The following is a 12,326-nucleotide window of genomic DNA, read 5'->3' as shown; positions in this document are numbered from 1 at the left end:
GCGGTGCGCCGGAACGCTTCAAGGCGAAGGCCCATGCCTTCCTCGATGCCCTGCGCATCTTCGGTCTCGGCTATTCCTGGGGCGGCTATGAATCGCTCGCCGTGCATGTCAGCCTCAACGACCGCAGGGTCTGCACGGCGCCGGCGGAGGGGCCGGTGCTCCGGCTCCAGATCGGCCTCGAGGACGTCGCCGACATCCGTGCCGACATCGAACGGGGACTGGCCGCCGCGCGTGCGGTGTAGCCGGCGACCTGCCGCGATGCCTCAGAAGCGGGTCCGGTAGCCGTAGAGCCAGTCGAGGTCGGCGGCGAGCGATGCCGGGCTGCGCATCGCGAGCAGAAGGTCGCGGGCGACGGCGAGGGGGCCGGCCGCATGATAGGCAAGCGCATTGAGGCGTCCGCGCGAGCGCACGCGGGCGACGCGCCGCCGCCGCTCGCTCTCGTAGCTCCGCAGCCTGCCCGCGAGATCCGCCCCCGCGTCATCGGCGAGGGTCGCCGCGAGTTCCGCCGCGTCCTCGATCGCCATCGCCGCTCCCTGGGCCGCAAAGGGCGTCATCGCATGGGCGGCATCGCCGATCAGCAGGCATTCGCGGTCGTCGTACCAGCGGCCGTCTTCGACGGAATGGAGCGGCCAGAAGGTGGCACCGTCGACCCGGGCGAGAAGGCCGGCCAGGTCCCCGTGCCAGCCGGAGAAGGCGGCCGCGAGTGCCGCGCGCGCTGCCGAGGACGCCTCGTGGCGCCAGCCCTTGCCCGGATCCGGCGCGCGATGGATCGCCACGAGGTTGAAACTGTCCGCCTCGCGCAGCGGGTAGGCGACGAGGTGGGCGGAGGGTCCGGCGAAAGCCGTCACGGCGCTGCGGTCGAAAAGGTCCGGCATCTCCCCCATCGGCACCGTCATCCGCCAGGCGACGCTGCCGGAGAAGAGCGGCGGCTCGGCGCCCGGCACATGGCTGCGCAGCTTGGACCAGACGCCGTCCGCGCCGACCACGAGGTCCGGGCGATAGCCCGTGTGCTCGGTCAGCGCATCGGCTGCGGCATTCTGGATCCGGGTGCCGAGATGCAGGCTGCACAGGGGCTCGCGCCGCACGGCCTCCTGCAGCAGGGCCTGGAGCGTCGCCCGGTGCAGCACGCCGTAGGGCGCGCCCCAGCGGGCGGCATTCCCCGAAATGTCGACATCGGCGAGGCGCTTCAGCGTGAGGCCGGAGCGCAGGCTGACGCGTTCCGGCTCGCTCCAGCGCTGGCGGAGCGCGTCGAGCAGGCCGAGGTCGCCGAGAATCCGGGCGGCATTGGGGGATATCTGCAGTCCCGCGCCGACCTCGCGCAACGCGTCGGCCTGTTCGAAAATGTCGGCCGCGATGCCCTTGCGGGCGAAACACAGGGCTGCCGCCAGGCCCGCGACGCCGGCGCCGACGATCGCAACGCCGCGCGGGCTCATGGCGCCGTGCTGCCGGTGATGATTCCCGCCGCCAAGGCGTGGTGCCGCCCGCTCACGCTGCCTGGTTGGTGAAGGTACAGCCGACCGGGTTCGTCTGAGTCGCCTTGAAGGATGCATTGTAGCGGTAGAGCGTCGAGCAGTAGGGGCAGACCTTCTCGTTGTCGTCGCCCATGTCGAGGAAGACATGCGGGTGATCGAAGGGAACGGATGCGCCGACGCACATGAATTCCTTGACGCCGATCTCGATCACCGGATGGCCGCCGTCGTTCTGGAAATGGGGAATGCTGTGGCCGGCCATGAAATTCTCCGAAGTCGCTCCGTCTGGGGTCGGGGCGGACCATATCGCCCCTCGTCGAAAATGTGTAGTCGCAATTCCGTCGCGGGCCTGCGAAATTGCCTCGACCGGCCATCTCGCCTAAGGAGGGCGGAACGGTGCCGGTCGTCCCGGCTGCAGGAACCCGCCCATGGATCTCAATCCCCCGCCTTTCTCCGCTTTCCGCCACGACGGCCTCTCGCTCCGCTATTTCGACGAGGGCGATGCTGCGGGCGAACCCGTGCTGCTCATTCACGGATTTGCCTCCAGCGCGAATGTCAACTGGGTCTATCCCGGCTGGCTGAAGACGCTCGGCGACGCGGGCTACCGGGTGATCGCGCTCGACAACCGCGGCCACGGCGCGAGCGACAAGCCGCACGACCCGCAGGCCTACCGCGTGCCGAAGATGGCGTCGGACGCGGCGGCGCTGCTCGACCATCTCGCGATCCCCGAGGCGCATGTCTTCGGCTATTCGATGGGCGCCCGCATCACCGCCTTCCTGGCTCTCGGCCACCCGCACCGCGTGCGCTCCGTCGTCTTCGGCGGGCTCGGCATCGGCATGGTCACCGGCGTCGGCGACTGGGACCCGATCGCCGACGCGCTGCTCGCGCCGTCTCTCGACGCCGTGACGCACGAACGCGGCCGCATGTTCCGCGCCTTCGCCGACCAGACGAAATCGGACCGTGCGGCGCTTGCCGCCTGCATCATGACGTCGCGCGATCTCCTCTCGGCGCAGGACATGGCGCGCATCGACGTGCCGGCCCTGATCGGCGTCGGCACGAAGGACGACATTGCCGGCGCGCCGCAGCCGCTCGCCGATCTTATGCCCAACGCGCGCGCGCTCGACATTGCGAACCGCGACCACATGCTCGCCGTCGGCGACCGCGTCTTCAAGAAGGCGGTCCTCGACTTCTACGCCGAGATCGGGGCATAGCGCCGTTCGCCGCCATCTCGCATTCCGCGCCGGCGACCTATATAATGCCTTCAGACCCAGACGATCAGGAGACGGTTATGGTCGCCACTCATGACATGCGCGCCGGTGAGAAACTGAAGGTGATGGACCCGATCTGGGACAGCCTCCGGGAGGAGGCGCGCAGCGCTGCCGCCGCGGATCCGCTGCTCGCGGCCTTCCTCTATTCGACGGTGATCAACCATCGTTCGCTGGAGGACAGCGTCGTCCACCGCGTCTGCGAGCGGCTGGACCATCCGGACCTTCAGGCGAACCTCTTGCGCCAGACTTTCGAGGAAATGCTCGACGACTGGCCGGAATGGGGCGCGGTGCTGCGCGTCGACATCCAGGCCTTCTACGACCGCGACCCGGCCTGCACCCGGTTCATCGAGCCCGTCCTCTATTTCAAGGGCTTCCATGCGATTCAGACGCACCGCCTGGCGCACTGGCTTTACCAGAAGGGCCGGCGCGACTTCGCCTTCTATCTGCAGAGCCGATCGTCGAGCGTCTACCAGACCGACATCAATCCGGCGGCGCGGATCGGCAAGGGCATCTTCCTCGACCACGCGACGGGCCTCGTCGTGGGGGAGACTGCCGTCATCGGCGACAACGTCTCGATCCTGCACGGCGTCACCCTCGGCGGCACCGGCAAGGAGGGCGGCGACCGTCACCCGAAGATCGACAACGGCGTGATGATCGGCGCCGGCGCGAAGATCCTCGGCAACATCCATATCGGCCATTGCTCGCGCATCGCCGCCGGTTCGGTCGTGCTGAAGGACATACCGCCGAAGTCGACGGCAGCGGGCGTGCCGGCGAAGGTCGTCGGCGAGGCGGGGTGTTCGGAACCGTCGCGCGCGATGGACCAGCTGCTCGCCGCCGCCGTCTTCGACATCTGAGGGAAAAGCGGTCGGCGCGGCCCCGGCAGGGTTTACAGGGGTCCGCACAGGTGCGAGAAGCGCGCCAATCGAACCCGTGATGGAGACACGCCGTGAAGCCGGAAGAAATCAGGAAGCTCGAAGCCTATTTGAAGCGCAACTTCAACAAGGACATGATCGTGAAGGCGCGCCCGCGCAAGGATGAATCGGCCGAGGTCTATCTCGCCGACGAGTTCCTCGGCGTGATCTTCCGCGACGACGAGGACGGCGAACTTTCCTACAATTTCTCGATGGCGATCCTCGATATCGACCTGTGATCGCAGGTCTTCGTTTGCGTATTCTGCAGCCCGGCCCGGTTTTTCTGGCCGGGCTTTTGCATTTCGCCAGGTTTCGTCATCAAGCCTTTGCAATCGTATGGAATTATTGCGATGCACCATTTCATTGACTTTTTTGTGCGTTGCATATAAATTGCAATCATCCGGGTGGAGACAAGGAGATGAAGATGTTTAACTTCGACGATACCAACAAGAAGAGCAAGGAAGCCGTGGAACTCATGATGAAGAGCTATTCCTCCATGGCCAAGGGCATGCAGGCGATTGCCACCGAGGCCGCCGACTATTCGAAGAAGTCCTTCGAGGACAGCTTCGCGCATTTCGAGAAGCTGACGGGCGTCAAGAGCATCGAAGCGGCTTTCGAGCTTCAGTCGAGCTACGTGAAGTCCGCCTATGAGGGCTACGTTGCCGAGGCGACCAAGATCGGCGAAATGTACGCCGATCTCGCCAAGGAGGCCTACAAGCCCTACGAAGCGCCCGTCGCGAAGGCGACCGCCGCCGTCAAGAGCGCCGCGTCCGTGGCTGCCTGATACAAAGCGGGTCCGACCTGTTTGCGGCCATCCGGCGTAAAGCCGGGTGGCCGTTTTCATGCGGCGACGACCGTGCGCCGGGCGTGCCTCAGCCGAGGCTGCTCTTCAGCTGCTCCTGGTAGCGGTGCACGGGAGAATCGGTCGTCCGCCAGCTTTCGCCCTTCACGAATTCGACGAGCGCATCCGCACCCATCGGGTGGGCCAGCGCGTAGCCCTGCAGGAGGTCGCAGCCGAGCTCGCGCAGGATCGCCACATGGGCAGCGGTCTCCACGCCTTCCGCCACGACACCGATATCGAGCGAGCGGCCGATCTCGATGATCGTTCCGACGAGCTTGCGTTGCGCCGGCGAGCGGACGATCGGCCGGATGAGCTGCCGGTCGATCTTCAGCCGCCGCGGCCGCAGCTTCAGCAGGCTGACGATGGAGGCATGGCCGGTTCCGAAATCGTCGATCTCGATATCGATCCCGAAGCGCCGGATGTCGGCGAGGTTCTCCAGCACGGTGCGGTCGCAGTCGTCGAGGAAGATCGATTCGAGGAGTTCGAAGGAAACCTTGCGCGGATCGACGTCGAGCGCCTGCAGCGCGGTGCCGAGATCCGGTTCGTGCAGCCTCCTGGAGGACACGTTGACGGAAAGCTTCGGCACGGCGATTCCAAGCGCCTCCCAGCGGTGCAGGTCGGCGACGGCTGCCTCGAGGATCTGCCGGTCGATCGCGGCGACGACGCCGATTTCCTCCGCGATCGCCAGGAAACTGTCGGGCGCAAGCTGTCCGCGGCGCGGGTGTTCCCAGCGCGCCAGCGTCTCGACGCCGGCGAAGTCGAGCGACCGGGCACAGAACTGCGGCTGATAGACCGGCACGAACCGACACTCCTCGATCCCCGCAAGGATCTCGTCGGCGGTCTGCCGACTGGCGCTGATCTGCGTCTGGATTTCGTGGGAGAAGAATTCGTGGCGGCCGCGCCCCTTGTTCTTGGCGCGATAGAGCGCGAGGTCGGCATTGATCAGGAGCTGGTGCGCATCGGTCTGGCCGCCGACGTCGGTGGCAATGCCGATGCTTGCGCCGAAGCGGCAGATGTGGCCGTCGATGGTCACCGGTTCGCGCATCGCGCCCACGATGGAGCTGGCGAGCTCGGCAAGGTTGCGCTCCTGGTTGCCGCAGGCGGCGAAGACGAATTCGTCGCCGCCGACGCGGGCGACAAAATCCTCGCCTCGCGCATGGGCGCGCAACAGGTCGGCGGCATGCACGAGCATGCGGTCGCCCGCCTTGTGGCCGAGCGTATCGTTGATCTCCTTGAAGCGGTCGAGATCGATATGCAGAAGCGCCAGACGCTGGGTACCCGCCGCACCTGTCGCGCATTGCGAGAGGAAGCGATCGAGATAACGTCGGTTCGGCAGGCCGGTCAGATGGTCGTGCAGCGCCGAGTGTTCGATCTCGGACCGCGCCGCCTCGAGCTCCGCGGCGCGGGCCTCCGCAAGCGTGCGGGCCTGCTGCAGCTCCTGCTGGCGGCGGACATCTTCCGTGACGTCCCAGTTTGCGCCGATAAGCCGCGGCTTACCGTCGGCGTCGAGATAGTGCGCAGCGCGGGCACGGATGTGGCGTACCTCGCCGTCCTCGCGCAGAATGCGGTAGGCATTGACGAAAGGCGACTGGCGGGCGAGGGCATCGTCGACGACACGGGTGGCGGCGGCGCGGTCCTCCGGGTGGATCGTCCTGTACCAATCGTCGCCGCAGGTGACCGGCGCCGACCGGCCGTAGATTTCCATCATGCGGCGGTCCCAGTGCAGTTCGTCGCCTTCGAGGTCAGCCTCGAAGACGCCGATCTGCGAGACGTCGAGTGCGAGCGCCAGCCGCCGCGACATCTGTTCGAGCCGTGCCTCGGCCTCCTTGCGCCCCGTAATGTCCGTGTCCGTGCCGGCAATGCGCGACGGCTTGCCGTTGTCGTCGTAGTCCACGACGGCGCCGCGGCTCTCGATCCAGATCCAGTGGCCGTCCGCGTGGCGCTCGCGATAGGCGAAGACATGGAACGGCGCTTCGCCGTTCTCCTGCTTGCGGATTTCCTCAAGCACGCGCACGCGGTCGTCGGGATGGACGAGCTGGATCCAGTTTTCCAGGCTGCCGTCGACCTCCGCATCGGGCGCGAGACCGCGCAGCGTCTTCCAGCGGCGGGAATAGAACAGGTTGCCGCGGGCGAAGTCGTGGTCCCAGACGCCCTGGCTGGCACTCTCGAGCGCGTTGTTCCATCGCGCCTCGCGCTCCCTCAGGTCGATCTCCTCGCGCTTGCGGGCGTCGATGTCGATCAACTGCAGCACCCGGGATCCGGAGCTGGCGATGCCGCGGGCGACTGGCCAGAGGCTGAGCAGTGCCCAGGCAGGCTCCGCCGTCCCGCCCGAAAGCCGCACCTCCGCGGGTGTCGGGATGGTGAAATCGGGGAGAGCGAGCAGCGTCCGGATTCGGGCGCGATCCGCCTCGACAACCAGGTCCGCCAAATTCCGGGTCGAATGTCCGCCGGCGAGCGCCTCGAAGGCCGCATTGTGGCGAAGCACTGCGCCGTCGCGGGAGACGAGAGCCATCGCGGCGGGAGCTGATGAGAAGAAGAACTCGAATCCGGCCCGATCCGACGTGTCGGCGCGCGTCGAAGGCTGGTCGAAGGTTCTGGCCATGAAGCGCCGGCGCCCGTTAGCAACAAACCAACGCACCATGCCATGATTTCGTGAAGATGCCCTTAATTGCAATGCGCAAGCCCTGCACGCGCTGCGGCACCGCCGTCAGGGTTTCAGGCGGCTGAGAAACTGCGCGAAGACCATCGTGCCTTCCGGCCAGGGGCCGTGGCCGGATTCCGCATTGATGTGGCCGGCTTCGCCCGCATCGACGATCAGCGATCCCCACGCTGCGGCGATGTCGTCGGCATGTTCGTAGGTGCCGAAGGGATCATTGCGGCTGGCGACGACGAGCGACGGGAAGGGCAGGGGATCGCGCGGATAGGGACCGAAGGTCATCAGGTGTTTCGGGCGGATCGCGGGATTGGCGACATCCGGCGGCGCGACGAGGAAGGCACCGGCGATCTTCCCGCCGACATGCGGCACCGCATGGATCACCGTCGCGACGCCGAGCGAATGGGCGACGACGACGACCGGACGCGTGGCGGCCTCGACGTGCTCGATCATGCGCTCGACCCAGTCGTCGCGCACCGGCTTCGACCACGCGGCCTGTTCGACGCGCCGGGCGGACGAGAGCCTTGCCTGCCAGCGGGTCTGCCAGTGTCCAGGGCCGGAATTGGTGTAGCCCGGAACGATGAGGATGTCTGCTTCGGATGCTTTCATGATGGCCGCCATGTGCGTTCACGAAGTGCTGAAGTCAAGAGCCGGGACAAATCGCTCCTTCGGTGCTAGGATCGCGCCGATGCCAGTCACGGTTCCATCGTGGTGGTGCGAGGACGGTACACCCGTGGTGACGGCCGTGACGGTTCCAACCGATGAGGAGGAATGGTCATGACGACGTTTCATGTGCTGGCGGGCGCCGGCGACCGCATCGCCCATCCGGCTGTTCGGCGGGTCGCCATGGCCGATGTCTGGGATGCGTTGAAGCGTGGCCTCGACGACTTTTACGACAAGCCGTCCCACTATGTCTTCCTCTGCCTCATCTACCCGATCTCCGGCATCGTGCTCGTCACCTGGAGCTCCGGCGCCAACCTGCTGCCGCTGATCTTTCCGCTGATGGCCGGCTTCGCCCTGCTCGGGCCGTTCTTCGCGCTCGGCCTCTACGAGATCAGCCGTCGCCGCGAACAGGGCATGGACACGTCCTGGCGGCATGCGCTGGCGGTGCGCCATTCACCGGCGCTGCCGGCGATCCTCGGCGTCGGCCTGATGCTCGCCGTGCTGTTCGTCGCCTGGCTGCTGATCGCCCAGGGGCTTTATACGAGCCTGTTCGGCGAGATGCCGCCGCAGTCGCTGTCACTCTTTCTCGCTTCCGTCTTCGGAACGGAGGAAGGTCTGCTGCTGATCGTTGCCGGCAACACGATCGGCTTCTGTTTTGCGGTGGTGGCGCTTGCGACGACTGTCGTCGCCTTCCCGCTGCTGCTCGACCGCGACGTCGGCATGGTCGCGGCGATCGAGACGTCGATCCGTGCCTCGATCGCCAATCCGATCCCCGTCGCCGCGTGGGGCTTCATCGTCGCCGTCGCGTTGGTGATCGGCACGATCCCGGTCTTCGCCGGACTTGCCGTGGTGATGCCGATCCTCGGCCATGCGACCTGGCATCTCTATCGCAAGCTGGTCGTCGCAGATACCGACTGAGCGGGCGGCACGCTTCGGCGCCGCCCATCAGAGGGGAGGCGATGGCGCTCTGACCTCGCGCCATCGCCTTTTTCGCAAAGAGCATCCGCTGCGTCACGAGCGCACGGCACTTGCCCGTGGCAAGGCCGTGCCGACCACCCGCCCGTCAGTTCGAGCCGAACACCCGCCGGAAGATCGTGTCGACATGCTTGGTGTGGTAGCCGAGGTCGAATTTTTCGCGCAGATCGGCTTCCGGCAGGGCCGCCCGTACCTCCGTATCGGCGAGCAGTTCTTCGAGAAAGTCCTTGCCCTCTTCCCAGACCCGCATCGCGTTGCGCTGGACGAGACGGTAGCTGTCCTCGCGCGACACGCCGGCTTGCGTAAGGGCAAGCAGCACCCGCTGCGAGTGAACGAGGCCGCGGAACTTGTTGAGATTCTTCATCATGTTGTCCGGATAGACAAGCAGCTTGTCGATGACGCCGGTGAGCCGGGCGAGGGCGAAATCGAGCGTCACCGTCGCATCCGGGCCGATCATGCGCTCGACGGAGGAATGCGAGATGTCGCGCTCGTGCCAGAGCGCGACGTTCTCCATGGCCGGTATCGAGAAGGCGCGCACCATGCGGGCAAGACCCGTCAGGTTCTCCGTCAGAACTGGGTTGCGCTTGTGCGGCATGGCGGAGGAGCCCTTCTGGCCCGGCGAGAAATACTCTTCGGCTTCGAGAACCTCCGTGCGCTGCAGGTGGCGGATTTCCGTGGCGAGCCGTTCGATCGACGAGGCGACGACGCCGAGGGTCGCGAAATACATCGCATGGCGGTCGCGCGGGATGACCTGGGTCGAGACCGGCTCGGCGGCAAGGCCCATGGCGCTCGCGACATGTTCCTCGACGCGCGGGTCGATATTGGCGAAGGTGCCGACGGCGCCCGAAATGGCGCAGGTCGCGATCTCCTCGCGGGCGGCGACGAGGCGCTTGCGGCAGCGCTCGAACTCGGCATAGGCAAGGGCGAGCTTCACGCCGAAGGTGGTGGGTTCCGCGTGGATGCCGTGCGAGCGGCCGATCGTCACGGTGTCCTTGTGCTCGAAGGCGCGGCGCTTGAGCGCCGCGAGCAGCTTGTCCATGTCGTCGATGAGGATGTCGGTGGCCCGCACGAGCTGGACGTTGAAGCAGGTGTCGAGCACGTCCGACGAGGTCATGCCCTGGTGCACGAAGCGGGCGTCGGGGCCGACGATCTCTGCCAGATGGGTGAGGAAGGCGATGACGTCATGTTTGGTGACGGCCTCGATCTCGTCGATGCGGGCGACGTCGAAGGTCGCCTTGCCGCCCTTGTCCCAGATGGTCTTCGCCGCCTCCTTCGGAATGACGCCGAGCTCGGCGAGCGCGTCGCAGGCATGCGCCTCGATCTCGAACCAGATGCGGAACTTGGTTTCGGGCGACCAGATGGCGACCATGTCCGGGCGGGAATAGCGGGGGATCATCGGCTTTCAGCTTTCTTCGGGGAGGAACAGTCGGCGCCCCTTTAACAAAGATGGGCGGCAATCTCAACGCATGGCGCGGGCAAGCCACAGGCTGGCAGCCGCAAGCACCGGCAGCCCCGCCGGCAGATAGAGGCTGAGTCCCATGACGGCGAACTGGTAGACGGCGTTCGCCGCGGTGAAGACGAACTGGAAGAACCAGATGCGCGACGGGAAGGGCTGGTGCCACTGGGAAAAGAAGGTGCGGTATTCCATGGCGAAGAGAAAGGCCGTCATGGCGATGGTGCCGACGGATATCGCCACGAAGGCGGCGGCGAAACGCTTCTCCGTCGCACGGCTTCGCGAAACGAGCCTGGCGGCGAGGACAACGAACGGCCAGGCGGCAAGGCCGCCCGAAAAGAAGAGGAGCGCGATGCCGCCGACATGCGGCGTCAGGAGCCGGTTGCGCAGGTAGAGCGAGACCATCGCGCAGGCGGCCATCAAGGTGCCCCAGAGCAGGGCGCCGAGAACAAGCGAGCCGAGGGCGGGAATCAGGCGGCGATCCGGGGCCGGGGCGCGACGGGACGCAAGGGGTATCTCCATCGCTAGGGCCTGAAGGGCACGGCGATCCAGCGGCCGTCCGCCCCCTCGAAGCCGAGGCTGCGCACGAGCACGAGCGCCACATGCACCGCCGGCGCGCCGAGCGGATGATAGGTCATGGCGCCGGACAGCTGGTAGGAGAGCGGGCAGTTGCGGCTCTCGGGCACCCGGTCGTCCTCATGGATCAGGCGGTCGGCCGGCGTGCCATCCGTCTCGGTCAGCGTCAGCCGGAAGCCGACGCCGCTTTCCGGCGACAGGTCGCGGCATTTTTCGGCCACCGGCAGGTCGATTTCCGCGAGCGCTACGGTGAACGGTTCGCCGGCCGGCGGCTCGACGGCGAAGGCGCGGTAGCGCAGCGTCGTCTTGCCGACATTGAGTTCGGTCGGGGCGTTGAAGGCGGCAAGAAGTCCCGGATTGTCTTCGGGCCTGTAGCGCTCGATGAGCGTCCTTGCCTGTTGCCGGCTTTTCGCCCGTGCCGCCCCGAGGCCGGCGCTTTCGTCGTCGAGCCGCACGCGCACCGGCGTGCCCGGCAGGTAGCGATCGGCTTGCGTATCGATGAAATAGAGATTGGAATAGGGAAAACCCGAGCCGTCCTGCGTGCCGAACTCCTCGAAGGCGAAGACCTGGCCGTCCGCCGAGAAGCCGAGCGGATCGAGCCCGGCGAAGTCACCCGCGACGGCCGCCGGCGCAACGACTGCCGCGCCCAGCAGGTTGATGGTGAGGGCGGCGGCAGCCAGTCGTTTCACCCGCGCCCTCCTTCGGCGTTCGCGCGCAGAGTGTCGATGGTTTTGCGATAGGCGTCAACGCTGCCGCCGCTGAAGATCGCGGAGCCGGCGACGAAGACGTTTGCCCCGGCGGCGGCCGGCGTCGCGATCGTGTCGAGCGCGATGCCGCCGTCGACCTCGATCTCGATCGGCCGTTCGCCGATCATCGCCTTCACCCGGCGGATCTTCTCTTCCATCGCGGCAATGAACGCCTGGCCGCCGAAGCCCGGATTGACCGTCATGACCAGGATCAGGTCGAGCTTGTCGAGCAGGTATTCGATGGCGCTTTCCGGCGTCGCCGGGTTGATTGCGACGCCCGCGCGCTTGCCGAGCGCCCGGATCGCCTGGATCGAGCGGTCGAGATGCGGCCCGGCTTCCGCATGCACGGTGATGCCGTCGCAGCCGGCCCGGGCGAAGGCCTCCAGATAGGGATCGGCGGGCGCGATCATCAGATGGCAGTCGAAGAAGGCCTTGGTGTGCGGCCGCAACGCCTTGATGAGATCCGGGCCGAAGGAGATGTTCGGAACGAAATGCCCGTCCATGATGTCGAGATGGATCCAGTCGGCGCCGGCCTCGACCGCGTCGCGCACCTCCTGGCCGAGCTTCGCATAGTCGGCGGCGAGGATGGAGGGGGCGATCCGGATCGGTGGGGTCATGGTCTGGGGCTCCGCAGGCGGCTCATCGGGACGGGCCCGCCATAGCACCAAGGGTCGGATGCGACAACCGGCATGTCAGCCGTCGCTCCAGCAGGGCAGGCGATCGCCGGGAGCAGGCGTCGCATCGTGCACGGCGCGGGCGATGGCGCGCGCC

General features: G+C 66.7%; 14 protein-coding genes. 6 read left to right on the top strand and 8 right to left on the bottom strand.

Translation table 11 applies throughout. The features are described 5' to 3' along the window. Window positions 1–242: PLP-dependent transferase (locus LXM94_RS03615; RefSeq protein ID WP_235769781.1), on the top strand; the 242-nt coding region annotated here is incomplete at its 5' end. Window positions 243–263: 21 nt separating this feature from the next. Here the strand turns inward: LXM94_RS03615 and LXM94_RS03610 are convergent. Continuing rightward, window positions 264–1,433: an FAD-dependent monooxygenase gene (locus tag LXM94_RS03610; RefSeq protein ID WP_235769780.1), complete on the bottom strand. Its 1,170-nt coding sequence runs from the start codon at window positions 1,431–1,433 to the stop codon at window positions 264–266. Between the two features lie 52 nt (window positions 1,434–1,485). Next, window positions 1,486–1,731: a zinc-finger domain-containing protein gene (locus LXM94_RS03605; protein ID WP_235769779.1), complete on the bottom strand. Its 246-nt coding sequence runs from the start codon at window positions 1,729–1,731 to the stop codon at window positions 1,486–1,488. A gap of 166 nt (window positions 1,732–1,897) precedes the next feature. On the opposite strand from LXM94_RS03605, the gene LXM94_RS03600 reads away from it, so the two are divergent. The 4 genes from LXM94_RS03600 to LXM94_RS03585 all read left to right on the top strand — a co-directional run bounded on the left by LXM94_RS03600 (window position 1,898) and on the right by LXM94_RS03585 (window position 4,432). Continuing rightward, on the top strand, window positions 1,898–2,680 hold the full coding sequence (locus LXM94_RS03600; RefSeq protein ID WP_235769778.1) for an alpha/beta fold hydrolase: 783 nt from the start codon (window positions 1,898–1,900) through the stop codon (window positions 2,678–2,680). A gap of 77 nt (window positions 2,681–2,757) precedes the next feature. Beyond that, entirely contained in the window at window positions 2,758–3,591 is an 834-nt protein-coding gene (cysE, locus tag LXM94_RS03595) for a serine O-acetyltransferase (protein ID WP_235769777.1), read from the top strand. A gap of 92 nt (window positions 3,592–3,683) precedes the next feature. After that, a complete protein-coding gene (locus LXM94_RS03590) occupies window positions 3,684–3,887 on the top strand; it encodes a DUF3126 family protein (protein ID WP_235769776.1) in 204 nt (67 codons plus the stop codon). A 185-nt stretch (window positions 3,888–4,072) separates the two neighbouring features. Then, a complete protein-coding gene (locus tag LXM94_RS03585) occupies window positions 4,073–4,432 on the top strand; it encodes a phasin family protein (protein WP_235769775.1) in 360 nt (119 codons plus the stop codon). 88 nt (window positions 4,433–4,520) lie between these two features. Here LXM94_RS03585 and LXM94_RS03580 read toward each other — a convergent pair whose 3' ends face one another. Both LXM94_RS03580 and LXM94_RS03575 read right to left on the bottom strand, forming a co-directional pair. Beyond that, the gene (locus tag LXM94_RS03580) at window positions 4,521–7,091 is read right to left on the bottom strand and encodes a sensor domain-containing protein (protein ID WP_235769774.1); all 2,571 of its coding nucleotides are present in this window, start codon (window positions 7,089–7,091) and stop codon (window positions 4,521–4,523) included. A 105-nt stretch (window positions 7,092–7,196) separates the two neighbouring features. Further along, window positions 7,197–7,751, bottom strand: a complete 555-nt coding sequence (locus LXM94_RS03575; RefSeq protein WP_235769773.1) for an RBBP9/YdeN family alpha/beta hydrolase — start codon at window positions 7,749–7,751, stop codon at window positions 7,197–7,199. A 168-nt stretch (window positions 7,752–7,919) separates the two neighbouring features. Between LXM94_RS03575 and LXM94_RS03570 the strand changes: the two genes are divergently transcribed. Beyond that, entirely contained in the window at window positions 7,920–8,723 is an 804-nt protein-coding gene (locus LXM94_RS03570) for a DUF2189 domain-containing protein (protein WP_235769772.1), read from the top strand. A 145-nt stretch (window positions 8,724–8,868) separates the two neighbouring features. On the opposite strand, the gene purB is transcribed toward LXM94_RS03570, so the two are convergent. The 4 genes from purB to rpe all read right to left on the bottom strand — a co-directional run bounded on the left by purB (window position 8,869) and on the right by rpe (window position 12,172). Continuing rightward, complete coding sequence (purB, locus tag LXM94_RS03565) at window positions 8,869–10,176, bottom strand: adenylosuccinate lyase (RefSeq protein WP_235769771.1); 1,308 nt, start codon at window positions 10,174–10,176, stop codon at window positions 8,869–8,871. 63 nt (window positions 10,177–10,239) lie between these two features. After that, entirely contained in the window at window positions 10,240–10,755 is a 516-nt protein-coding gene (locus tag LXM94_RS03560; RefSeq protein WP_235769770.1) for a hypothetical protein, read from the bottom strand. A gap of 2 nt (window positions 10,756–10,757) precedes the next feature. Further along, entirely contained in the window at window positions 10,758–11,498 is a 741-nt protein-coding gene (locus LXM94_RS03555; RefSeq protein ID WP_235769769.1) for a DUF2259 domain-containing protein, read from the bottom strand. After that, window positions 11,495–12,172, bottom strand: coding sequence for a ribulose-phosphate 3-epimerase (rpe, locus tag LXM94_RS03550; RefSeq protein WP_235769768.1), 678 nt, complete (start codon window positions 12,170–12,172; stop codon window positions 11,495–11,497). The genes LXM94_RS03555 and rpe overlap by 4 nt, the downstream gene beginning before the upstream one ends. Window positions 12,173–12,326 lie beyond the last annotated feature (154 nt).

Source organism: Rhizobium alarense (genome assembly GCF_021555155.1).
Lineage (GTDB): Bacteria > Pseudomonadota > Alphaproteobacteria > Rhizobiales > Rhizobiaceae > Rhizobium_D > Rhizobium_D alarense.
The sequence above is the reverse complement of the archived record's forward strand: the minus strand, read 5'-3'. Positions and strand labels throughout refer to the sequence as shown.